Genomic DNA, 22,099 nt, shown 5'->3' with positions numbered 1-22,099 from the left:
CCGGCGCCCTCGGCTCCCCGTCTCTCGGCCTGCCGGTGCACCGGCAGGCCGAGAGACGCCGCCGAGAGACAGGAGAGACAGTGGGGCCCGGGCAGGCCACCCTGTACTTCACGGCAGTCGTCAGAGATCCATGACATTCGGACCACCGGAGAGGAGGCACCCGAGGCACCGGACGAAAGCACAGCGGGCGGACGCGTCGACGACGACGGCAGGCACCGTCATAGCCGATGAACCGTCAGGGAATCACAATCACCGGACGGTTGGCGCGACGGGCCAGCCGACCGGAGACCGATCCGAAGATCTTGCCGAGCAGGCCGTGCGTGCTGCCGACGACGATCGCGTCCGCGGCGTACTCGCGGCCGACCTCCTCGATCTCATGGCAGATGTCGCCGCCCCGCTCGACCAGGATCCAGGGCACCCCGGCGAGGAAGTCCGCGCAGGCGAGCTCCAGACCGAGCACCTCGGTCCGGTGATCGGGAAGGTCGACGAAGACGGGAGGTTCGCAGCCCGCCCACACCGTGGCCGGCAGGCGATTGGCCACGTGCACGATCACCAGCCCGCACTTCGAGCGACGAGCCATGCCCACCGCATAGGCCAGGGCACGCTCGCTCGACAGCGAGCCGTCGAATCCCACCACCACGCCGTGCTGGAAGGCGGGGTCGCACGAGCCGCCGGGCTTCTGCTGCACCCCGGGTTCGCCGGCGGCGCTCGGCAGGCCGGAGCCTCCCGGGTGGTCGGCACCCGGCCCCAGGCGGCCCGTCATCGCGGACTCCGCCGGGTCGGGCCGGTGGTCGCCTCGCTGCTGGCGGGAGCCGGAGCGGTCCCGGCGCGCGATAGTGCGAAGCAGGCGGGAGAATCCCCGGATATCCACGGCGTCCGCGCCCACATCAGGGTCCGCGCCGACTCCGGTCTGGGCACAACCACTGTCTCCCCCGGGCACTGCGCCCGCGCTGCGGACCGCATCCGGTTCAACCGGTCGGGAGAACTCAAAACCAGCCATGGCTCAAGGCTCTTCGAGGAAGATGGGCCGACAAGAGAGGACAACGCTGCCCGGGCAGCAGGCCCGCACGCGGGAAGACGTCGGTCTGCGCCGAGCACCACCGTTTGTGACCTGTTCCTTTCAGAGTACGACGGGCAGGAGGCTCAGCCCAGCGGCAAAGCCTCGGAACGGCTTTGTTACCGCGAATGGAGGATGCGCCCGCCGCCGGCGATGCGCCCCCTGCCAGCGCGCGGTCGCGCCCCCTCCGGCAAAGGAGGGTCTCTGGAGCTTGACTGAGCGAACGGAGCGATGCAACAGGCCACCGGGACACCGTGACCGGACTGTCATTGATCGACAACGATCCGTCGCCGCCCGACACCGGCAACCGGCGTCGCAGGACGTCCGAACGAGGCCGCCACGGCCCACAGCCCGTGCGCCGTGCCGTGCCCTCTGCGCCGTCCCCCGGCCGCCATCCATCAGCCGACCGGTCCGGGCAGAATCCGGGTCCACCCCCGCGCCGCGTCCGGATCGACGTCAGGCCGTCCTCTGCCCGGCTCCGGGCCGCCTGTGTTCCACCGTCGGGCCGCTCCCGGTGGGACCCGCGCCGACCGGTCCGCCGCCGAACCGCTGTGGCCGCCCCCACCTCCCCCGGATCGTCTCCCCCACCCCGAGCAGCCGCCCCGCACTCCAACCCCGGCCCCATCCCTGCCGCGCCTGCCGCTATCCGATTCAGCCAATTCGCACGGGTTCGCGACGCTGCCTGGCATTTGCCACGTGCATACCCGCAGCCGCTGGCACCATGCACGACATGCCGCTGCTCCTGTTCGACCTCGACAACACGCTGCTCCCCAGGGACGCCGCCTTCCGAGCCTGGGCCCGGGACTTCCTGACCGAGCGAGGCCTTCCGCCGGACGACCTCGACTGGCTGGTCACCATCGACGGCGGCGGGTACGTGCCGCGCAGCACCGTACTGTCCGCGATCCAGCGCCGCTACGGCCTGGACGACTCTCTCGACTTCCTGCTCGCCCACTTCCGACGCGGCATCAACTCCCACATCCACTGCCCCTCCCGCAACATCGACGCGCTGCGGGCGGCGCGTGCGGCCGGGTGGACGCTCGGCATCGTCAGCAACGGCAACACCCGGCCGCAGTTGGAGAAGATCCGCCGGACCGGGCTGGGACCGATGGTCGACGGCTGGGTCATCTCGGAGGAGGCGGAGTGCGTCAAGCCGGACCCGTTGATCTTCGAGATCGCCGCGCAGCGGTGCGGCATCGCGCCCACCGGCGACTGGGCCTCGAACACCTGGATGGTCGGGGACCACGCCCCCGCCGACATCGCCGGCGCGGAGCTGACCGGGCTGCGCAGCGTCTGGCTGCACCACGGCCGCCCCTGGGCCGAGCCGGGCTACCGGCCGACGCTCAAGGCGGCCGGTCTGCCGGAGGCCGTCGGGCAGGTACTCGCCGCACGCAGCGCGCCGGGCGCCAGGCCCGGCATCCGGGCCACCGGACCGGGCCACCGGCGGGCAGTGGGCACGGCCGCGATGGTAGGCAGCCGGCGGCTCCGGGGGCCCGCCGACGGGGCGGCGCCCGCAGCAGCGCTGTCCGGCGCGAAAACCGGCGCGCAGGCCCCGCTTTCCGCCCTGGACGGCCCGCGTGCGCCTGTTCCCGGGGGCCGCCCGGACAGCGGCGCTCCGGCCGCCGTGGCGGCCGTCCGTGTCTGAAACCGTTCAGCCGGAGTTGCCGCAGTCACCCGTGGCCGACCTACCGCCGAGGAGCGTCCGGGGAACACCGGCCGGGTGAGTCGCCGGCCGGACGGACGGCCCGGGCCCGACTGCGCCTGGCGCCGGACCGCCCGACGACCGACGACCGACCGCGGCGACCGACCGCCGACCCCGCTCGCCACCTTCACCTCGGCACGCGGGGCCGGGCACACGGGACCGGGCACGCAGGGCCGGGCACACGGCCTGCTACGGCTGCGCGGGGGCCGACTCCGCGGGGGCCGACCTCGTCCACCAGTGGCTGCGGCCCGCCACGGTGAAGCCGAGCTTGCGGTACAGCGGTTCACCGAGTGCGGTGGCGAGCAGGGTCGCCGGGCGGTCGGGGTCCGCGGCGGCCAGGGCCGTCTCCAAGACGGCCCGGGCCACGCCCCGGGAGCGGTGTTCGGGGAGCGTCGCGACCCAGTACACCCCGGTGGCGCGGCCGTCGTCGAAGGTCAGGCAGGCGCCGGCCAGTTCACCGGCGATCCTGGCCCGCCAGGCCCGGCAACCGGGTTCGTGCAGGAGGCGCTCGGGCAGCATCACACCCCGTATCCAGGGCTGGCGGTCCTCGATCGGGAAGCCGTCGACCACCGCGTGTTCGACCTCGGCGAAGGGGTCGGCGTCCAGCGCCTCATCGACCGTCAGGTCGCCGCCGACCCGGGCGCCCGTCGACGGCAGCGCGCCGAGCAAGGGTGCTTCGAGCGCGCCGGGCTCACGGACCATCACGGGCATCGCCCGGCCGTGCGCGCAGCCGTGGCGCGACATGTCCAGTCCGAGGTAGGGGTCCTCCAGCGTGAGCCGGGTGGTGGACCATTCCTCCAGCAGGGCCGCCAGTTCGTCTTCCAGCACGGCTGGTTGGTCATAGGGACGGGTCACCACGATGCGGTGGGCGTCGTCCGGGGTCCGGGCGCAGCGGACCGCGGTGAACCCGGGACGGATGAGGTGCTGCCACCCGTGGGCGCGCGCTTGGGCGAGCCAGAAGGCGGCGGCGTTGTCGTTGGCCTGTTCGAGCCGGCTGAGGTTGTCCACGACAGGACGGTAGCGCGGGCGACCGGCGTCCGATCCGCAGCCCTGGCACTGGCCGGATGGAGCCAGGGAGGCGCACACTTCGAGAGGCGTGCGCCCTCCCGTGCACCGCCTATTTTCGGTCAATCTCGCGCGACTCCCTCGCCCTTGGGCAAAGCCGCAGCCCAGACCCGCCGGCCGGGTACGCCGAAGCGGGGCACCCCAGGACCGGCCCCGCGACAACCAGCCACCGTTGCACCGGCCCCCTTCCCAGAAGGGTCGACGGGTGCCACGCTTCGTGATCGAATGCATCACGCCAAATTGCCATGTCGACATAGCGTCGGATGGTGAACTTGTCACAACGGCAACGGTCCACCCGATAGATTCGATCTTGGCCAGCAGTGCCGCACCACCACACCACACCACCGAGGGGGCTTGAGCGCCTTGAGCAGGGTGAGCAGGAGCGACGCGGGTCCTGACAGCGACCAGGCCGTGGCCGATATCGCGGGTCGGTCCGTGAGAGGCACCGGCGTTTCGGCCACCGCTGCCAACCCCCGTTCCCCCGGCACCTCCAGCGCCGCCCCATACGCCCCGTACGCCTCGGTGAACACTCCGGCCTCACCGGCCTCACACACCCCCTCCGCACCAGCGGGCTCCGGTACAGGCACCTCCTCGGGCGCCCCGGACCATGCCGGACGACCCGTCAGCCGACCTGTCGTCAGCCACGGCGGTCTCCAGGGCCAGGGGACGGCCGGGCATGCCGGCCCGTCGGTTCCCGGCCATCCTGGCGGTCACCCCGGAGCTCAGTCCGGCGCCCAGCCCGGCGGGCACCAGCTCGGCCGGGCGCTCGGCCATCCGGGCTCGGACGCGACGTTCCCGGCCTCCCCCGGTCCGGGCGCCGCGACGACGCCCACCGGGCTGCCCGGAGGCACCTTCGGCCAGGGTCCGAGCGGGCAGGGTTCGGGCGGCCACGGCCCCCACCTCCACGGCCCCAACAGCCACAGCCCCGGCCCCCAGGGCCAGAGCGGCCAGAGCGGCCAGAACGCGAACGGCGGCGGCCCCAACAGCCAGGGCCAGGGCGGCCACGGCGGCCACGGCGGCTACGGCGCCGGCGGGTCCGGCCTGAACGGCCCCTCGGTCCCCCTGATGTCCGCCGCCCCCCGGAAGCTCTCGGGCCGGCGCCGGCGCGAGACCGTCGCGGTGCTGATCTTCGGCGGCGCCCCGATCTTCGAGAGCTCGATCCCGCTCTCCGTCTTCGGCGTCGACCGCCAGGACGCCGGAGTGCCCCGCTACCGCCTGCTGGTCTGCGCCGGCGAGGAGGGGCCGCTGGCCACGACCGGAGGCCTCACCCTCTCCGCTCCGTACGGGCTGGAGGCGCTCGCCCGGGCGGGCACCATCGTCGTCCCGGCCTGGCGCTCGATCTCGCAGCCGCCGCCGGTCGAGGCGATCACCGCCCTGCGCAAGGCCCACCACGAGGGCGCGCGGATCATCGGCCTCTGCACCGGCGCCTTCGTGCTCGCCGCCGCCGGCCTGCTGGACGGCCGCCCCGCGACCACCCACTGGATGTACGCGCCGACCCTGGCCAAGCGCTATCCCCGGGTCCACGTCGACCCGCGGGAGCTCTTCGTCGACGACGGCGACGTGCTGACCTCGGCCGGCACCGCCGCCGGCATCGACCTCTGCCTGCACGTGGTGCGCAGCGACCACGGCGCCGAGGCCGCCAACGCGCTGGCCCGCCGGCTGGTGGTGCCCAGCCGCCGCAGCGGGGGAGGCCAGGCCCAGTACATCGATCAGTCTTTACCGGAGGAGATCGGCAACGACCCGCTCGCCGAGGTGGTCACCTGGGCGCTGGAGAACCTCAACCAGCAGTTCGACGTCGAGGTGCTGGCCGCGCGTGCCTACATGAGCCGACGGACGTTCGACCGCCGGTTCCGCACGCTCACCGGCAGCGCCCCGCTGCAGTGGCTGATCACCCAGCGGGTGCTCCAGGCACAGCGGCTGCTGGAGACGTCGGAGCTGTCGGTGGACGATGTCGCCCGCCGCTGCGGCTTCCGGTCGCCGGTGGCGCTGCGCGGGCACTTCCGGCGCCAGCTCGGGGTCTCGCCGGCCGCGTACCGGACCAGCTACCGGGCCCGTCGCCCCGGCTCGGCCTCGCCGACGCCGGCGCCGCTGCACGCCGGTGACCTCCGGCTGGCCGGTGCCGTGCCGGCGTCGGCCGCGGCCCATGCCACGGCGGCCCTGGCGGCCGCCGCCACGGCGGCGGGCGGGGTGGTCCCCGGCCAGCACGGGCCGGCACCCGCACTGCCGTACCCCTCCGGCGGCCCGGGCCAGCACGGCTCGCTCGGGCAGCACGGCCAGCACGGCCAGCCGTCCGGGCAGGGGGTGCACGCTCGTGCCGCCCAGCCCTACCCGCATCCGCAGGCGGCTCACCAGCCGCACTCCGGCCAGCCGGGGACGGGGCGGGGCACGGCGCGGCCGCCCCTGGTCCCGCCGCAGGCCGGTCCCGGGGCGGGCCGGCCGCCGCGCACGGCGGAGCACGCCGCGGCGGAGGACGGTCAGCCGCAGCCCGGAGCCCGCGGTCAGGGGCAGGGGCACCGCAGCGCGGCCGAGCGACCGTCGGAGGACGGCTCCGGCGGCCGGGGGCACGGTGCGGCCACCGGCCGGGCGTCGGCGTCGGCCGCTCCGGCGACGCCGGAGGGTCGGGCCCGCCAGGCCCGCGGCCCCCAGGTCCGACCGCAGGGCGGCCGGGCCGCGGGCCCGGACGGGGCCCGTGAGCCGCGTGACCCCCGTCCCGCCCGGGACGGTCACCAGGCGCACCAGGTCCACCCCGCCCACCAGGCCGGTACGGCCCGGGAGGCGCACGAGCCCGACGGCCACGGTCAGGACGCGCACGGCTCCGAGTCCTGCGCCCCGGCACCCCGCTCGGCTCCTTCGGTGCCCGTGGCGCGTGATCGCGCCGTAGGGTGAGTGGCGTGAATGACCGTTTGGTATGGATCGACTGTGAAATGACAGGCCTCGACCTCGACCGGGACGCCCTGGTCGAGGTCGCGGCGCTGGTGACGGACTCCGAGCTGAACGTCCTCGGCGAGGGCGTCGACGTCATCATCCGCCCGCCCGCCGAGGCCCTGGCGAACATGCCCGAGGTGGTACGCACCATGCACACCTCCTCCGGGCTGCTCGACGAGCTGGAGCAGGGCGTCACGCTCGCCGAGGCCGAGGCACTCGTCCTCGCCTATGTGCGCGAGCACGCGCCGGAGGCCGGGCGGACGCCGCTGTGCGGGAACTCCGTGGCGACCGACCGCGGCTTCCTGTCCCGGGACATGCCGGCACTGGAGGGGCACCTGCACTACCGGATCGTCGACGTCTCCTCGATCAAGGAGCTGGCCCGCCGCTGGTACCCGAGGGCGTACTACAACAGCCCGCAGAAGGGCGGCAACCACCGGGCGCTCGCGGACATCCGCGAGAGCATCGACGAACTGCGGTACTACCGCGAGGCGGTGTTCGTCCCCCAGCCCGGCCCGGACACCGACACCGCGCGCGCGATCGCCGAGAAGTACCACGCCCCGACGGACTGACCCGTCCGCACCTCCCGGGGCCGGACGCGAAGGCCGCCGTCGGCCCCGGGAGGGGTCCGCGCCGGGCTGAGGGAAAGGCCCGCGCCGGGCTGAGGGAAACCCTGGCGCGAGCACCCTTCCGGATCCTGTATTGTTCTTCCTGTCGGAACGGGAACGCGAAGAGCGGGAACGAGCCGGACAGATGGTGGGTGTAGCTCAGTTGGTAGAGCACCTGGTTGTGGTCCAGGTGGCCGCGGGTTCAAGTCCCGTCACTCACCCCAGAGCCTGAGGGGCCGATCTCTTCAAGAGATCGGCCCCTCAGGCGTTTTCGCGTTCCCACGGCCTCCCGCCTCCTCCCGGTTCCCGTGGTTTCCCCTCCGGGAGGTCTGCCGCCAGAAGCTACCGACTAGTAACATTGCTGCCATGACCACACCTTCGATCGGCCAGCTCCTCGACTCGACCGTGCCGATGGCACGCACCCTCAAGCTGGAGTACCTGGAGACGACGCCGGAGCGTGCCGTCCTCCGGCTGCCGGACCAGCCCGAGTACCACAACCACGTCGGCGGCCCGCACGCCGGCGCGATGTTCACCCTCGCCGAGTCGGCGAGCGGCTGCATCGTGCTGGGCGCCTTCGGTGACCAGCTCTCGCGGGCCGTGCCGCTCGCGGTGAGCGCCGAGATCTCCTACAAGAAGCTGGCCATGGGCACCGTCACCGCCACCGCGGTGCTGGGCCGTCCGGCCGCGGACATCGTCGCCGAGCTCGACAAGGGCGAGCGGCCGGAGTTCCCCGTCACCGTCGAGATCACCCGTGCCGACGGCGCCGTGACCGGCATCATGACCGTCATCTGGACGCTGCGCCCCAACTCCTGATCCCCGCAGGAGCCCTGGCCCGGTCACGGGTCCGTCGGCGGGGCCGGCAAGCCGATGACACCTGGTCCGCGTGATGACTGTCCGTGACGACGCCCGTGACCTCACGGCCCGTTCGCTCGTTCTCAACTCACGTGCGAGCCAATCACGCGACCAAGGCCCCGGAACCCGTCCGACGCGCCGTCGGTGCCGCCCGGCGCCCCGGCGGCCGGTGGCTGCCCCGCCCGCGTGTCGTCGCCGCGGGCGGGGCGCTCCTCGCACAGCTCTGGGGCCTGGGAGCGGCCGGCGCCTACGCGGCGGCGGCCGGGCCGCTGCCGGAACCCGTCAGCCGCACCGTCGGCCGGACGCTGGACGGCGGCCCGGTCCTCGACGGGGGGTCAGCCGGGCACCCCGTGGGCGCGGCCGGCCAGGGCGCGGCGCCGCACTCCCCCGGTCCGGCGCCCAGCGCGCAGGCAGCCGCCCACCGACCCTCCGCCGAGCAGCCGTCCGCCGACCTGGCACCCGCCGGACAGTCGGGCCCGGGCCGGGCGGCGCCCGGCCGGACGCCGCCCGGGCAGGCCGCGTCGCCCGGCGTCCTCGGCCGGCTCGCCGAACCGGCCGCCGCGGCCGTGCCCGTGCCTGCTCTCAGCGCCGCAGCCGCACCCGTCGGCGGCCTGCTCCAGGACCGGATCAGAGCGGGCGACCTGCCGCTGCCCGGTCAGCGGGCCTCCGTCCCGGACGCCTTCGCGATCGCCTCCGGACTGCTCGCCGCCGTGCCGGCCCAGACCCGCTCCGCCGAGACGCGCGCCTCCCGGGACGCCGACACCGGCGAGCCGGCCGCCGAACCCGGTCGGACGGGGGGCGGCGCCGCTCCGGCCGGGCCGTCCGCCCCGAGGGCCACCGGGTCGCACGGCCCCGCCGTCCCGCCGCCCGACCGCGAAGCCGCCGACCATCGGGCGCAGACCGCGGGACACCCCGGGGCAGGCGGCGGCGAGAGTGCCCGGACCGCCGTCGCCGACCGGTCCGCGGCGCACGAGAGCCCGGTCGCGAGCGGCACGGCCGCCGAGTTCGCCGGGCACGGCCTCTCCGGCACCGGGACAGCCGTCCTGGCGCCCATCGCGGCCGGGTTGCTGCTCACCGGTGCCGCGATGTGCAAGCACCGGGGGCTGCCGCGCGGGCACTGAGCCGGACCTCGTCGGGCGCCCGGGCGTCGCCCCCGCCGTGGGGACGGCTCCCCCAGGGCGCCCGGGCGCTGAGGCGCGCAGGCGTCCAGGGCCTGCCTTCGGACTCCCGCCGACCACCCGGAGACGGGTGGACGAGAGCCGGGCGGCGCAGGCCGGGCGCACCCCGACGGCTACCGGAAGACCTCCGGCGGCGGGGCCGGGGAGGGGGCGGCGGTGACGTCGGTGGCGGGCGCCGCACCGGCGGCGAAGTCGGCCAGCGCGCGGCCGTGTTCGACCCGGCCGAGGGCGGCGTCCGAGGCCACCTTGCGGCTCAGTTCGGCGATCGGGAGGGACGTGTGCGCGGCGGCCAGGATCAGGTTCCCGAACCGCTTCCCGCGCAGCACGGCGGGGTCCGCGACCAGGCAGAGCTCCGGGAAGACCGCACCGAGGGTGGCGATCTGCGAGCGGGCGAAGGACAGGGCCGACCCGTCGGCGATGTTCACGGCGTACCAGCCGCCCTGGGCGAGCGCGCGGGCGGCCAGCGCGGTGAACTCGACGGTGGTGCAGTGGGCCGGGACGCGGGCGCCGGAGAAGACGTCGGCGATCACCAGGTCGACGGTGCCCTCGGGGGTCCGCTCCAGGACGCTGCGGGCGTCCGCGCCGCGGACCTTGATCTGCCAGCCGCGTTCCAGCGGGAGTTCGGTCCGGACGAGCTCGGTGAGCGCGGTGTCGATCTCGGCGACCTGCTGGCGGGAGCGCGGGCGGGTGGCCGCGACGTAGCGGGCCAGGGTGAGGGCGCCGCCGCCGAGGTGCAGGACGGTGACCGGTCGGCCGGGCGGGGCGACCAGGTCGATCAGGTGGCCGAGCCGGCGCTGGTACTCGAAGCCCAGGTGGGTCGGGTCGGCGAGGTCGACCATCGACTGCGGGGCGCCGTCGATCAGCAGCGACCAGGCGGCGGAACGGTCACGGTCCGGGCGGAGTTCGGCCAGCCCGGAGTCGACGGGACGGGTGAGCGCCCCCTGGGCGTGCGTGCGGCCGCCGGGGCCGGTGACCGCCGGCTGCGGCTCCGCCGCCGTACGGCCCTTGTCGGTACGGCCCTTGTCGGTACGGGCCTTGTCCGTGCCGCGGCCGGCCCTGCTGCTTCGTCCCATACCGGCCATTATCGCCGTCGTGCCGAAGGTCTCCGCAGCTCAGCGAGGGACCGGCGGAAGGAGGAGAGGGGGTGGCCGGTCCGGAAGCGGTCCGGGTGGCCCCGCCCGACGACGGGCACGACGTGTCCCCGCGGCCCGGGCAGCATGGACGGCACCGTTCGGTGCGGGCCTTCCGGACGGGCCTCGGAAGGGGTCTCAGAACGGTCCGAGGCCGCCGGCGGTCAGGGTGCAGGCGGCCTCGCAGAGCGCCGAACGCAGGACCCAGGCGTCGGTGGGGCGGGCGGTGAAGTCCGCTCCGACCGGTGGCATCACCCAGCGCGGATCGGTGGCGGGCAGGAGCAGGGCGCCGGCGGTACACGAGCTGCCGGGCAGGTGCCACGTCTCGGAGGTGCCGGCCGGGACGAAGAAGGAGACCGTGCTGCCGTTGCGGCTCTGCAGCGCCGCACCGCAGGCCCGGCGCAGCCGCAGGATGTCGACCGTCTCCAGGCCGTGCCGCAGCGCCACCGTGACGGTGTCGCAGCCGGTGACCACCACACCGCCCTCCGAGCCGAGCCGGCGGGCCGGCCCGCTGCCGCCGCCGCACGGGGCCCGGCCGCCCTCCAGGGGCCCGCGGCCCGGGCCGCGGTCGTCGGCCGCCTCGGGCAGCAGGGCGGGGGCGGCGGCCGCCAGCACCCCTCCGGCGACCAGGCGGTGGTACTGCGGTACTCCGATGGCCATCACGGGCTCTCCTGTCACCTCGTCCGATCGGAAGTGCCGCTGCTCCGGGGCGGGGGCCGCCACTGCGGGCGGTGGGCCTGGGCGACGACCGGGGCTTCCACGTAACAGGACAACGCCGGGGACACGGTCGAGGCCACGGGGCGCCTTACAGCAAGGCATGGCATTTCATGGCAGATCCAGGCAACAGTGCCCGGTTTGACCGCAATTGACAGCACATCATCCACAAACGCGCTGTGTCCAATCGGTGACTCCGGGTACTGTCGGTTGCGAGCCCGGGCCCATCCAGCCCCACCGGGCCCACCCGTGGCCGACCCCACCGGGCCCACCCGCGGCCGAGCGGAGTCCACGCGACCGAGCGGGCCCCGGTCGGCCGACCGGCCGCACGGCACCACCACCACCGGGCCGAACCACCGTACCCAGGACCGACACCCTCCGGAACCGCCCCACTTCGCACCAGCACCCCGCACGACCACGGAGCGCACCATGGCAGCCACCCCACCGGCCGAGCCGAACCGCCCGTCACCCAACACCGTGATGCGCGCACTGCGCGGCGACCGTTCGCCGGGCGAGTTCGCGATGGCCGTACGACGGGCCGCCCGCGAGATCGGCGAGCACGTCTCCTGCGACGCCCGCTACGTAGGGCGGGTCGAGGCGGGCGAGATCCGCTGCCCCAACTACGCCTACGAGCGGGTCTTCCGGCACATGTGGCCGGACCGCTCGCTGGCCGACCTCGGCTTCGCCCCCCGCACCTCCGTCCGCCGCCGCTCGGCGGACGGCGGCGCGGGCTCCACACCACCCCGGCTCCACCCGCAGTTCCCGCCCCTGCCCGCCCCGCGCTCGCCGCACTCCATCCAACTCCCGTACGCTGCCTCGCCGTACGCGGAACCACCCCCACCGGACGGACCTGCGTCGCCGAGGTCCCCGGCGTCACTCCGGGGGCCCGATGGACCGCACCATTTCGACGAGGAGAACGACGACGTGCGTCGCCGTACGTTCCTGGCCGGCGGCCCGGCCGCGCTGGCCACCGTGATCGGCATCGACCGGCCGGCCTGGGCCGCCGACCGCGCCGCCCCGGGCACACCCGGGGCCGAGGAGACCGCCCGGCTCGGCGCCGCCCCGGGCCTGTTCGACCCCGAGCGGGGCACCGGCTTCGTCCCGGGCCGCCCCGGGCCGGTGCCTCCGCCCCGCCGGATCGGCGCCGCGGAGGTGCTCGACGTCGAGCAGGCCGTCCGCGACATCCGGCTGGCCGACGACGTGTACGGCGCCGACGCCCTGTTCGAGTTGGCCGGGCAGTCGCTGCGCACCGCCTACGTGCTGCTCAACGAGGGCGAGTACAGCGCCGAGACGGAGCGAAGACTTCAGGCCGGTGCCGGCGAACTCGCGATCTCGGTGGGCTGGCTGGCGCACGACTCGAACCGCTTGGCGGACGCCCGGTCGCTCTACGCCGAGGCGCTCGCCACCGCCCGGATGGCGGGCGACTCCGCCCTGGAGGCGCACGTGTTCTGCAACAGCGCCTTCCTCGCCCGGGACGCCGGACGCCCCCGCGAGGCGCTCCGCGCCGCCCAGGCCGGGCAGGCCGCCGCCCGGCAGCTGGACTCGGACCGGCTGCTCTCCCTGCTGGCCATGCGCGAGGCCGGCGGCTGGGCGCTGCTGCAGGACCGGGCCGCCTGCGAACGGGCGCTCGGCCGGGCGTACACCCTGTTCGACCGCGGCCCCTCCGAGGCCGACCCCGAGTGGATGTCCTTCTTCGGCGAGGCCGAGATCGCCGGGCTGCAGTCCCAGTGCTGGTCCGCGCTCGGCGACTGGGACCGGGCCAGCGAACAGGCGGGGCTGGCCATAGCCCTCCAGGAGCCGCACTTCGTGCGCAACCGCGTGCTGTACACCGCCGAGCTGGCGCACGACCGCCTCGGCCGGGGGGACGTGGCCGGCGCCGCCGGCCACGGCACGGCCGCCGTGGCCCTGTTCGGCGAGGTCCGCTCGGCCCGGATCCGCAGCATGCTGGCGGACACCGCCGAGCGGCTGCGCCCGCACCGGACGGTGCCGGAGGTCGGCCGGTTCCTGACCGAGTACGACCTCGCGGCGGCCGCCTGAGCGGGCCGGGGCCGGCGCTCGCCGGTACTGCGGCCGCGCCCCGCCCCTGACCGACCGTCGGACGCGGGGCGCGGCGACCGGTCAGTGCTGCAGGCCCTCCAGGTGGCTGAGGTCGTTCCAGACCTCGACCGCCGGTGCGCCGTACTCCCAGGACAGCACGCAGAGCGCCGCCGTCCCGAGCTTGAAGCGCTGGGCGTACTCGGGCGGCAGCCCGAGCCAGCGGGCGGTCAGGATGCGCAGCAGGTGGCCGTGCGCGAAGAGCACCACGTCGCGGTCGGCGCCGTGCATGACCGTGGTCGCCTCGTCCGGCACGCCGTGCTCGTCGTTGAGGCCGGCGAGGAAGCCGTCCACCCGGGCGGCGACCTCGGACAGCTTCTCGCCGCCGGGCACGCCGTCCCGCCAGATAAGCCAGCCGGGGTGGTCGGTGGCGCGGATGTCCGGGCCGGTCCGGCCCTCGTACTGGCCGTAGTCCCACTCCAGCAGCTCCGGCCGGTCCACGGCACGGTCTCCGAAGCCCGCCAGGGCGCAGGTCTCCTTGGCGCGGCCGAGCGGGCTGGTGTAGACGAGGGCGTCCGGCAGGCCGTTCCAGGGGGCCTCGGCCAGGCGGGCGCCGAGCGCCCGGGCCATCGCGCGGCCCTCCTCGGTCAGCGGGATGTCGGTCCGGCCGGTGTGGCGGCCGGTGGCCGACCACTCGGTCTCGCCGTGGCGGACCAGGACGATTCGGGCGGGCATGAGTGGCTCCTCGCAGCGGGGCGGTGGCAACGGTCGGTCTCACCATTGAGCACCGGCACTCCATGATCCCTCACCTGCGGACCTCCTACGAGCCCGGGCGCCGCCGCAGCGAATCGGCCCCCGGGTGGTCGGCAACCGGCACACCCGCCCGCCCACCGCCCGGAATCGGCGCGGATGGCCGCGGATGGCCGGACCGGACCGGATTGTCGGACCCGGGTGCGACACTGGGCCGCACCATGAACGTCTCGACGAACGTCCCGTCCCACGGGCACTTTGAGCCGCTCGCCCAGCGGCTCGCCGACCTGCGCGGTCCCGCACCGCAGCGCAGCCTGAACGCCCGCGCGCTCGCCGCGCTCGCCGCCAATCCGGGCTGTCACCGCCGCGCCGTGCTCGACGCCGCCGGGGTCGACAAGTCGGCGCTGGCCGCCCGGCTCGGCCGGCCCGCCCCGTTCGGCCAGTCCCCGTTCGCCCTCGCCCGCGGCGTGATCTTCGAGTCACGGCTGAAGGAGGACGACTACACGGCGCTGCTGGAGCCGCTGCGCCGCCACCTCGGCCTGCCGGCCGACGGCGGCGCCCCGCTCGCCGTGCCCGATCTGCTGCGCCGCTCCGGCCCCGCGGTCCGGGCCGAGCGGACGACCGCCGCACTGGCCCAGGCCGCCGCCGATCCGCGGGCCTGGACGCTGCTGGACCACCCGCTGCTGCGGCTCACCGTGGCCGGCAGCACCGCCTACCTGGAGCCGGACGCGGTCGTGGTGCACGGCGGGCGGTGCACCGTGATCGAGATCAAGTCCTTCCCGGTGCTGGACGGCAGTGCGGACCCGGCCAAGGTCGGTGCCGCCGCCCGCCAGGCCGCCGTCTACGTCCTGGCGCTCCAGGAGACGGCCGCCGCGCTGGCCGGCCGGGAGCCGGACCGCAACCCGTACGTCGAGCAGCGGCTGCCGGGCAGCCCCCGGCTGAGCGTGCTGCTGGTCTGCCCGAAGGACTTCAGCAACCGGCCGACCGCGGTGACCGTGGACGTCCGGCGCGAGCTGGCCACCACCCGCCGCCAGCTCAGCCGGATGACCGGCATCGGCCGGCTGCTGGACGCGCTGCCGCCGGGAGCCGGCTTCGACCTCGCGTCGGATCCGACGGGGGCCCCCGCCCGCTCGGCCGAGCAACTGGCGGAGTCGGTCGAGGCGGTGCCGGCCGCGTACAGCCCGGACTGCCTCTCCACCTGTGAGCTGGGCTTCCACTGCCGTGCCCGGGCCCGCTGCGAGGACCGGGTCGAGCAGCTCGGCCGGGGCGTGCGCGGCGAGTTGGGCAGTATCCGGACCGTCACCGAGGCACTGGCCGCCGCCGAGGAGACCGGCCCCCGCCCCGAGGCCGCCCACCCCGAAACCACGGCCGCCGACGCCGGCCACGACGCCAGCCACGACGGCAACGACAGCGGCGACGGCAACGACGAGGCCGCCGCCCGGCTCGCGTACGCCGCCGCGCTGCGCGCCGAGGCGCTGGGCCGGCCGCTCGCCGAGCCGCCGGCGGAGGCGTTCACCGGGGCCGGAGCCGCCCGATGAGCCTGCTCGGCACCCTCGCCCGGTTGGAGGCCGTCCGCAGCGGCCGGGCCGAGCCGCTGGCCACCGTCCGCCACCGGCACCTCGCCGAACGCCCGATGGTGGTCGTCCCGCTGACCGCCGCCGGCGAGGCGGGCGCACCGCTGGCCGTGCTGCTGGGCACCGACCGCTCGGCGCCCCGGCTGCACATCGTCCCGCAGCCGCTCAACCGCACCCTGCGCTTCGACTTCCTGGCCGAACTGGCCGCCGACCTGCTGCCCTACCTGGAGTCCTTCGCCGACGAGGTGGAGCAGACCGAGGGTTCCGAGAAGGATCCGGAGACCGGCGAGAAGACGCAGGTCTTCCGCGAGCTGTGCGCCGACGCGCCGCAGCTGATCGTGCCCAACGCCGCGGGCGTGCACCACCTCGCCCTGCTCGGCCGCTCCACCCGCTTCCGCCGCACCGTGGAGGACGACGAGCCGGGCCCCTACCCGGCACCGGCCCGGGTGCCGCTGCTCGGCCGCTGGCTGACCCACCTCACCGACCGGGCCCAGGTGCCCGGCTCCAGCCTGCTGCTGGCGATGACCGGCCTGCTCTCCCGGCACTGGGCGACCGGCCAGAGCCACCTGGAGGACCAGCACCTCGCCGCCCGGCTGGCCTGGCACGCGCCGCCGGCCGGCCTGACCGGGGCCGAGGCTGCCGAGCTGGCCGAGTCCGCGCGGGACGGGGCCGGCCAGTTGCTCCACCCGCCCGCCGGCCCGGCCACCGACCCGCGCTTCGACGAACTGGTGCTGGGCCCGGCCATCGCCCGCTACGACGCCGCCGCGGCCGCACTGGCGCACGCCGCCCAGGAGCCCGGCGGCACCGACGCGGAGCAGGCCCGGGCCGCGGTCCGGACGGCTGTCGAGCAGCTGCGCGCGGTGCTCTCCCGGGTGCTGCTGCCCACCTGGCACGACGTGTGGCACGGCCTGGACCTGCTCCGCGAGCTGCCGCCGGCCGGGCACCTGGCGGAGCGCTGGACGGGCGACCGCTGGTCCTACACCGGCCACCGGGACCGGCTGGCGGCCGGCGAGCCGCCGCAGCCCCGGCAGGACGACGCCGTGACGGCCGCCCGGAAGCTGGCGCAGCGCGAGCGCGAGCAGGCCCGGCTGGACGTCCAGGAGGCCCTGGACGACCCGCTGGCGATGGCCGAGCACCGGCTGGCCGGCGAGGCCTTCGCGGGTGTGGTCACCGAGGTGGTGCCGGACTACGACACCTCGGGGCGCTCGCCCAAGCCGCGTCCGCTGGTGACCGTCCGGACCGCCGACCGCCCGCACGCGGACCTCGGCCGGGAGGCGCACCGGGTCAGGGCCTCCCCCCTCGCGGACTCCGGCGCCGCGCAGAGCCCGCAGAAGGCGGTGATCACCGCGGTCGACCCGGTGGCGGGCACCATCACCCTGCGGGTGCTGTCCGGCATGGGGCGCCGGAAGGAGCCGGAGCCGGGCAGCCTGCCCGAGCCCGGCGAGCGGATCACCTTCACCCTGTTCGAACTGACCGTCCGCCAGTCCGCGCCGCTGCCCGAGCCGGACGACACGCCGTGGACGCACGGCGGCCCGCCCGGCGCCGCCGCCACCCCCTGGCCGGCCGCCGCCGGCGCCGCAGCCGCCACCGCCGTCGAGGAGTGGGAGTGACCCGGACGATGAACAGCGAGCAGGCCCCCGGGGCGGCCGCCGACGCCGCGGTGGCCAGGATCCTGGAGGCCACCGTCCGCCCGGCCGTCGGCGCCCCGCGCGGCGTGGTGGTCGACTCCCCGCCCGGCGCCGGGAAGTCCACCCTGGTGGTGCGGGCCGCCCGCGAGCTGGTCGAGGCCGGTGAGCGCCTCATGATCGTCGCGCAGACCAACGGACAGGTGGACGACCTGGTCGACCGACTGGCCGAGAAGGCGCCCGGGCTGACGATCGGCCGGCTGCACGCCGCGGACTCCCGGCCCGGTCCCGAGGTGCTGCGGCACCCCAACGTCACGCCCTCCGACAAGGTGGCGGAGCTGGCCGAGCACGACGTGGTGGTCTCGACGGCCGCCAAGTGGCAGTGGGTGAGGACCGAGGCGCCGTGGCGGCACGCGATCGTCGACGAGGCGTACCAGATGCGCTCCGACGCCCTGCTCGCGGTGGCCCGGCTGTTCGAGCGGGCCCTCTTCGTGGGGGACCCGGGCCAGCTGGACCCGTTCACGGTGGTCGGCACCGAGCAGTGGGCGGGGCTGTCGTACGACCCGTCGAGCAGCGCCGTGGTCACGCTGCTCGCGCACAACCCGCAGATCGAGCCGCACCGGCTGCCGGTCTCCTGGCGGCTGCCGGCCAGCGCGGCGCCGCTGATCTCCGACGCGTTCTACCCGTACACGCCGTTCCGGTCCGGCACCGGGCCCGGCGACCGGCTGCTCACCGCCTCGGTGCGGCCGGACGGCTCCGCGCTGGACGCGGCGATCGACCGGGCGGCCGAGCACGGCTGGGCGCTGCTGGAGCTGCCCGCCCGGCACACCGTCCGGACCGATCCGCAGGCGGTGGCCGCCGTGGCGGCGACCGTCCGCCGGCTGCTGGAGCGCGGTCTGACGGCCCACTCCGAGCAGGGCACCGTCCCGCTCGCCCCCGGCCGGATCGCGGTCGGCACGGCCCACCGGGACCAGGCGGCGGCCGTCCGGGCGGCGCTGGTCAAGGCCGGTGTCCCGGTCGACCCGACGACCGGCCCGGCCGTCACGGTGGACACCGCCAACCGGCTGCAGGGCCGGGAGTACGACGTCACGGTGGTGCTGCACCCGCTCTCCGGGCGGCCGGACGCGACCGCCTTCCACCTGGAGACGGGCCGGCTCTGCGTGCTCGCCTCCCGGCACCGGCACGCGTGCATCGTGGTGGCCCGGGCCGGCATCGCCGAGCTGCTGGACGAGCACCCGGCCACCGAGCCCGTCCAGCTGGGCGTCTCGGTCAAGTTCCCCGACGGCTGGGAGGCCAACCACCAGGTGCTGCAGCACCTCGCCGGGCACCGGGTACGGCTGGCGCGCTGAGCGGGCCGGCCGGGGGCGGCGGCCGGCTCCCGCAGGTCGGCGGCGCCTCCCGCCGGGTGCACGCCCCCGGCGCGCCGGGAGGGAATAGCGCCCGGACTCGCACCGTTCCGTTACCGGCAGTCGCCGCGAGACAATGGACGGCGGCCAGGACCGGGCGGCGTCCTCCCCGGCCGCCGCCGTCCGCCCCCACCGAGCCCCCGGAGGTGTCCGTCCATGCCCGACTCCCACGCCCAGGCGTCCGACCCGAGCCGTTCGACCGTGCCGGCCGGTCCGGGCGCAGGCGCCGGTGAAGCGCCCGCCCGCCGCCGGCGCCCGGTCCAGCTGCTGTTCGAGCCGAACCTCGCCGAGCCGGAGCCGGAGCGGTTCTTCGACCTGGAGTCGATAGAGGACCCGGCCGAGCTGCTGCGCCGTTCCACCGAGCTGGCGCTGGCCTTCCGCGCGGCCGCCGAGCGGGCCACCGACTTCCAGGCCGTCGCCGCCGCGCAGCTCGCGGACACCCGCCGGTTCGACGCGCTCTCCGAGGCCGAGATCGCCGAGCGGGCGGACTGGACGCCGGACTACGCGACCAAGATGATCGAGTACGGCCGCGGCCTGCTCCAGCCCCGCCGCCACGAGGGCTGACCCCTCCCGGGGGCCGGACCGCGATCAGGGGCCGGGCCGCGATCGGGGGCCGGACCCCGATCGGGCCGGCAACCTCGCCAGTGGCATATGCGGCGCGGCAGGGTACGCCGCTCCCCGCCGTGCTGTCCGGCGAACCACGCTTTCCCTCCCGGACACCCGGCGGACACCCCACTCTGCTGTCCGTGGACATCTGGACCTATCAATCGGTGGAGTACGTCACGGTGGCCGGGGAGGCCTGGCTCGCCTCCGCCAGCGAGTACCCCCGCAGCATGCGCGCCCTCTGGGAGTCGCGCCCGTGGGCGCCCTCGGTGCTGCCCTGCGGGCGCGCCTTCGACGTGATCAGCATGCCGTCCCTGTTCGGCCGGCGGGTGCTGGACGAGCTGTGGACCTCCGGCCCCGGCTGCGGCCCGGTCGCCGTGTACCGGGGGCGCACCCTGCTGTTCGTCCGGCCCGGGGCGGCGGCCCGGCTGCGGCGGCTGCTCGCCTGGGAGGAGTGGGCCCGGGACGTCCCGCCGCTGCTCTGCCACGGCCGCGGCGACGCGGTGACCGTCCCGCCGGTGCAGCGGATGCTGCACAGCCCGGACTCGCCAGGTCTGGGTGCCGGGCGGTGGATCGTCGCCCCGGAGGCCCGGGAGCCGTGGCTGCCGGGCGCCTCGGTGGTGCTCTGGGCCTGCGTCCGGGCGGCCCGAGAGTCGGCCGAGCGGGCCGGTTCGACGGCCCTGCCGGTGGGCTGAGCCCGGTCGGCCGGTGGGTTGAGCCCGGCGCTGCCGGTGGGCCGGGCGCGGCCGCCCCCGGCTCCGGGTATTCGATTTTGGCCGGACCGCGCGCCGCTGCTAAAGTCTTCTCTGTCAGCAGGCGCCGCTAGCTCAGTTGGTTAGAGCAGCTGACTCTTAATCAGCGGGTCCGGGGTTCGAGTCCCTGGCGGCGCACAGACAGCCGGAAGGCCCCTCACGAGAGCGAGGGGCCTTCCGGCGTTTTCCGATCCTTGGGGCAGGTACGGGGTGCCGGACGGGTCGATCCCGTCCGGCACCCCGCGGGCTCAGCGGCCGCGCAGCGAGCGGTAGCGCGCGACCAGCTCCGCGGTGGAGCTGTCCAGCGCGTCGGCGCCCTCACCGGTCAGCAGCACCGGCTCGATCCGCTTGGCGAGCACCTTGCCGAGCTCGACGCCCCACTGGTCGAAGGAGTCGATGTTCCAGATCGCGCCCTGGACGAACACCTTGTGCTCGTACAGCGCGACCAGCTGGCCGAGCACCGACGGGGTCAGCTCCCCGGCCAGGATGGTGGTGGTCGGGTGGTTGCCCTTGAAGGTCTTGTGCGGGACCAGCTCGGCCGGCACGCCCTCGGCCGCGACCTCCTCCGGCGTCTTGCCGAAGGCCAGCGCCTGGGTCTGGGCGAAGAAGTTGGCGAGCAGCAGGTCGTGCTGGGCGACCAGGCCGTCGGGCAGGTCGGCGACCGGCCGGGCGAAGCCGATGAAGTCGGCCGGGATGACCTTGGTGCCCTGGTGCAGCAGCTGGTAGTAGGCGTGCTGGCCGTTGGTGCCGGGCGTGCCCCAGACCACCGGGCCGGTCTGCCAGCTCACCGGGTTGCCCTCGCGGTCCACCGACTTGCCGTTGGACTCCATGTCCAGCTGCTGGAGGTAGGCGGTGAACTTCGACAGGTAGTGCGAGTACGGCAGCACCGCGTGCGCCTGGGCGTCGAAGAAGGCCCCGTACCAGACGCCGAGCAGGCCGAGCAGCAGCGGGACGTTCTCCTCGGCGGGAGCGGTGCGGAAGTGCTCGTCGACCAGGTGGAAGCCGTCCAGCATCTCGCGGAAGGCGTCCGGGCCGATGGCGATCATCAGCGAGAGGCCGATCGCCGAGTCGTAGGAGTAGCGGCCGCCCACCCAGTCCCAGAACTCGAACATGTTGGCGGTGTCGATGCCGAAGTCCGCGACGCCCTCGGCGTTGGTGGAGAGGGCGACGAAGTGCTTCGCCACCGCCTCGGTGCCGGCGTCCAGGCCCGCGAGCAGCCAGCCGCGGGCGGAGACCGCGTTGGTGATGGTCTCGATCGTGGTGAAGGTCTTGGAGGCGACGATGAAGAGCGTCTCCGCCGGGTCGAGGTCGCGGACGGCCTCGTGCAGGTCGGCGCCGTCCACGTTGGAGACGAAGCGGACGTCGAGGTCGCGGTCGGCGAAGGAGCGCAGCGCCTCGTAGGCCATCGCGGGGCCGAGGTCGGAGCCGCCGATGCCGATGTTGACGACCGTGCGGATCCGCTTGCCGGTGTGGCCGCGCCAGTCGCCGGCGCGGACCTGCTCGGCGAAGGCCGCCATCTTGTCGAGGACGGCGTGCACGGCGGGCACCACGTTCTCGCCGTCCACCTCGACGACGGCGCCGCGCGGGGCGCGCAGCGCGGTGTGCAGGACGGCGCGGTGCTCGGTGTTGTTGATCTTCTCGCCGCGGAACATCGCGTCCCTCAGCCGGGCGACGCCGGTGGCCTCGGCGAGCTCGCGCAGCAGGGTCAGCGTCTCGTCCGTGACCAGCTGCTTGGCGTAGTCCACGTGCAGGTCGCCGACCCGGAGGGTGTAGCGGCGGCCGCGCTCCGGGTCGGCGGCGAACAGCTCGCGCAGGTGCGTCTCGCCCAGCTCCGCGCGGTGCTTGCCGAGGGCGGCCCACTGCGGGGTGCGGTCCAGGGGGGTACGGGAGTCGGCACGGGTCTCCGACATCGGTGGCTCCTCGTTTCATCTGGGTGCAGATACCGGCAGGGCCAGGCGGGAGGGTTTTCGCGAGGTCGTGCGGGTACTGATGGTGCGCCGACTCCGTTGACGGCCTGCCCGGGGCCAGCCTATGCAACGTCGGGACCACCGGCGCACATTCCGTTCGGGGACGCTCCGTGGCCCGGCGGCCACCGGCCCGGCGGGCCGCCGCCGGGGGTGCCCCCGGGCC

16 protein-coding genes, 2 tRNA genes and 1 pseudogene are annotated in these 22,099 nt (G+C 75.3%); 13 read left to right on the top strand and 6 right to left on the bottom strand.

The window, feature by feature from the left end:
* Positions 1-235: 235 nt before the first annotated feature.
* Positions 236-763 (bottom strand): universal stress protein, encoded by a 528-nt coding sequence (locus tag ACZ34W_RS22185; protein WP_465606377.1) that lies wholly within the window; start codon positions 761-763, stop codon positions 236-238.
* 1,024 nt (positions 764-1,787) lie between these two features.
* Here ACZ34W_RS22185 and ACZ34W_RS22180 point away from each other — a divergent pair.
* The gene (locus ACZ34W_RS22180; protein ID WP_465606375.1) at positions 1,788-2,699 is read left to right on the top strand and encodes an HAD family hydrolase; all 912 of its coding nucleotides are present in this window, start codon (positions 1,788-1,790) and stop codon (positions 2,697-2,699) included.
* A 246-nt stretch (positions 2,700-2,945) separates the two neighbouring features.
* Here the strand turns inward: ACZ34W_RS22180 and ACZ34W_RS22175 are convergent, their stop codons facing one another.
* Positions 2,946-3,764 (bottom strand): GNAT family N-acetyltransferase, encoded by an 819-nt coding sequence (locus tag ACZ34W_RS22175; protein ID WP_465606373.1) that lies wholly within the window; start codon positions 3,762-3,764, stop codon positions 2,946-2,948.
* Positions 3,765-4,886: 1,122 nt separating this feature from the next.
* On the opposite strand from ACZ34W_RS22175, the pseudogene ACZ34W_RS22170 reads away from it, so the two are divergent.
* From ACZ34W_RS22170 to ACZ34W_RS22150, 5 genes and pseudogenes are all read left to right on the top strand, one after another.
* Positions 4,887-5,886 (top strand): annotated as a pseudogene (locus ACZ34W_RS22170) (helix-turn-helix domain-containing protein); the annotation flags it as partial.
* 826 nt (positions 5,887-6,712) lie between these two features.
* On the top strand, positions 6,713-7,315 hold the full coding sequence (orn, locus tag ACZ34W_RS22165) for an oligoribonuclease (RefSeq protein ID WP_329487755.1): 603 nt from the start codon (positions 6,713-6,715) through the stop codon (positions 7,313-7,315).
* A gap of 184 nt (positions 7,316-7,499) precedes the next feature.
* Positions 7,500-7,575: transfer RNA gene (locus ACZ34W_RS22160), tRNA-His, on the top strand.
* A gap of 142 nt (positions 7,576-7,717) precedes the next feature.
* Positions 7,718-8,164, top strand: a complete 447-nt coding sequence (locus ACZ34W_RS22155; protein ID WP_329487756.1) for a DUF4442 domain-containing protein — start codon at positions 7,718-7,720, stop codon at positions 8,162-8,164.
* Positions 8,165-8,295: 131 nt separating this feature from the next.
* A complete protein-coding gene (locus ACZ34W_RS22150; protein WP_465606371.1) occupies positions 8,296-9,324 on the top strand; it encodes a hypothetical protein in 1,029 nt (342 codons plus the stop codon).
* A gap of 170 nt (positions 9,325-9,494) precedes the next feature.
* Here the strand turns inward: ACZ34W_RS22150 and ACZ34W_RS22145 are convergent, their stop codons facing one another.
* Both ACZ34W_RS22145 and ACZ34W_RS22140 read right to left on the bottom strand, forming a co-directional pair.
* Entirely contained in the window at positions 9,495-10,454 is a 960-nt protein-coding gene (locus tag ACZ34W_RS22145) for a spermidine synthase (RefSeq protein WP_465606369.1), read from the bottom strand.
* Positions 10,455-10,649: 195 nt separating this feature from the next.
* Entirely contained in the window at positions 10,650-11,171 is a 522-nt protein-coding gene (locus tag ACZ34W_RS22140; protein WP_329487759.1) for a hypothetical protein, read from the bottom strand.
* 483 nt (positions 11,172-11,654) lie between these two features.
* Between ACZ34W_RS22140 and ACZ34W_RS22135 the strand changes: the two genes are divergently transcribed.
* On the top strand, positions 11,655-13,262 hold the full coding sequence (locus ACZ34W_RS22135) for a tetratricopeptide repeat protein (RefSeq protein ID WP_465606366.1): 1,608 nt from the start codon (positions 11,655-11,657) through the stop codon (positions 13,260-13,262).
* Positions 13,263-13,343: 81 nt separating this feature from the next.
* On the opposite strand, the gene ACZ34W_RS22130 is transcribed toward ACZ34W_RS22135, so the two are convergent.
* Positions 13,344-13,994, bottom strand: coding sequence for a histidine phosphatase family protein (locus ACZ34W_RS22130; RefSeq protein ID WP_329487761.1), 651 nt, complete (start codon positions 13,992-13,994; stop codon positions 13,344-13,346).
* Positions 13,995-14,230: 236 nt separating this feature from the next.
* Between ACZ34W_RS22130 and ACZ34W_RS22125 the strand changes: the two genes are divergently transcribed.
* From ACZ34W_RS22125 to ACZ34W_RS22100, 6 genes are all read left to right on the top strand, one after another.
* On the top strand, positions 14,231-15,547 hold the full coding sequence (locus tag ACZ34W_RS22125) for a hypothetical protein (RefSeq protein ID WP_465606364.1): 1,317 nt from the start codon (positions 14,231-14,233) through the stop codon (positions 15,545-15,547).
* Positions 15,544-17,193, top strand: a complete 1,650-nt coding sequence (locus tag ACZ34W_RS22120) for a hypothetical protein (RefSeq protein WP_465606362.1) — start codon at positions 15,544-15,546, stop codon at positions 17,191-17,193. The genes ACZ34W_RS22125 and ACZ34W_RS22120 overlap by 4 nt, the downstream gene beginning before the upstream one ends.
* Positions 17,194-17,201: 8 nt before the next feature.
* Positions 17,202-18,557, top strand: a complete 1,356-nt coding sequence (locus ACZ34W_RS22115; RefSeq protein ID WP_329492105.1) for an AAA family ATPase — start codon at positions 17,202-17,204, stop codon at positions 18,555-18,557.
* A gap of 213 nt (positions 18,558-18,770) precedes the next feature.
* Positions 18,771-19,178: a hypothetical protein gene (locus ACZ34W_RS22110; protein WP_329487764.1), complete on the top strand. Its 408-nt coding sequence runs from the start codon at positions 18,771-18,773 to the stop codon at positions 19,176-19,178.
* An 80-nt stretch (positions 19,179-19,258) separates the two neighbouring features.
* Complete coding sequence (locus ACZ34W_RS22105) at positions 19,259-19,912, top strand: bifunctional DNA primase/polymerase (RefSeq protein ID WP_465606359.1); 654 nt, start codon at positions 19,259-19,261, stop codon at positions 19,910-19,912.
* A 121-nt stretch (positions 19,913-20,033) separates the two neighbouring features.
* Positions 20,034-20,107, top strand: a tRNA-Lys gene (locus tag ACZ34W_RS22100).
* Positions 20,108-20,217: 110 nt separating this feature from the next.
* Here ACZ34W_RS22100 and pgi read toward each other — a convergent pair.
* The gene (pgi, locus tag ACZ34W_RS22095; RefSeq protein ID WP_465606357.1) at positions 20,218-21,879 is read right to left on the bottom strand and encodes a glucose-6-phosphate isomerase; all 1,662 of its coding nucleotides are present in this window, start codon (positions 21,877-21,879) and stop codon (positions 20,218-20,220) included.
* Positions 21,880-22,099: the final 220 nt, after the last annotated feature.

The organism is Kitasatospora sp. NPDC022856, assembly GCF_055561235.1.
The sequence above is the reverse complement of the archived record's forward strand: the minus strand, read 5'-3'. Positions and strand labels throughout refer to the sequence as shown.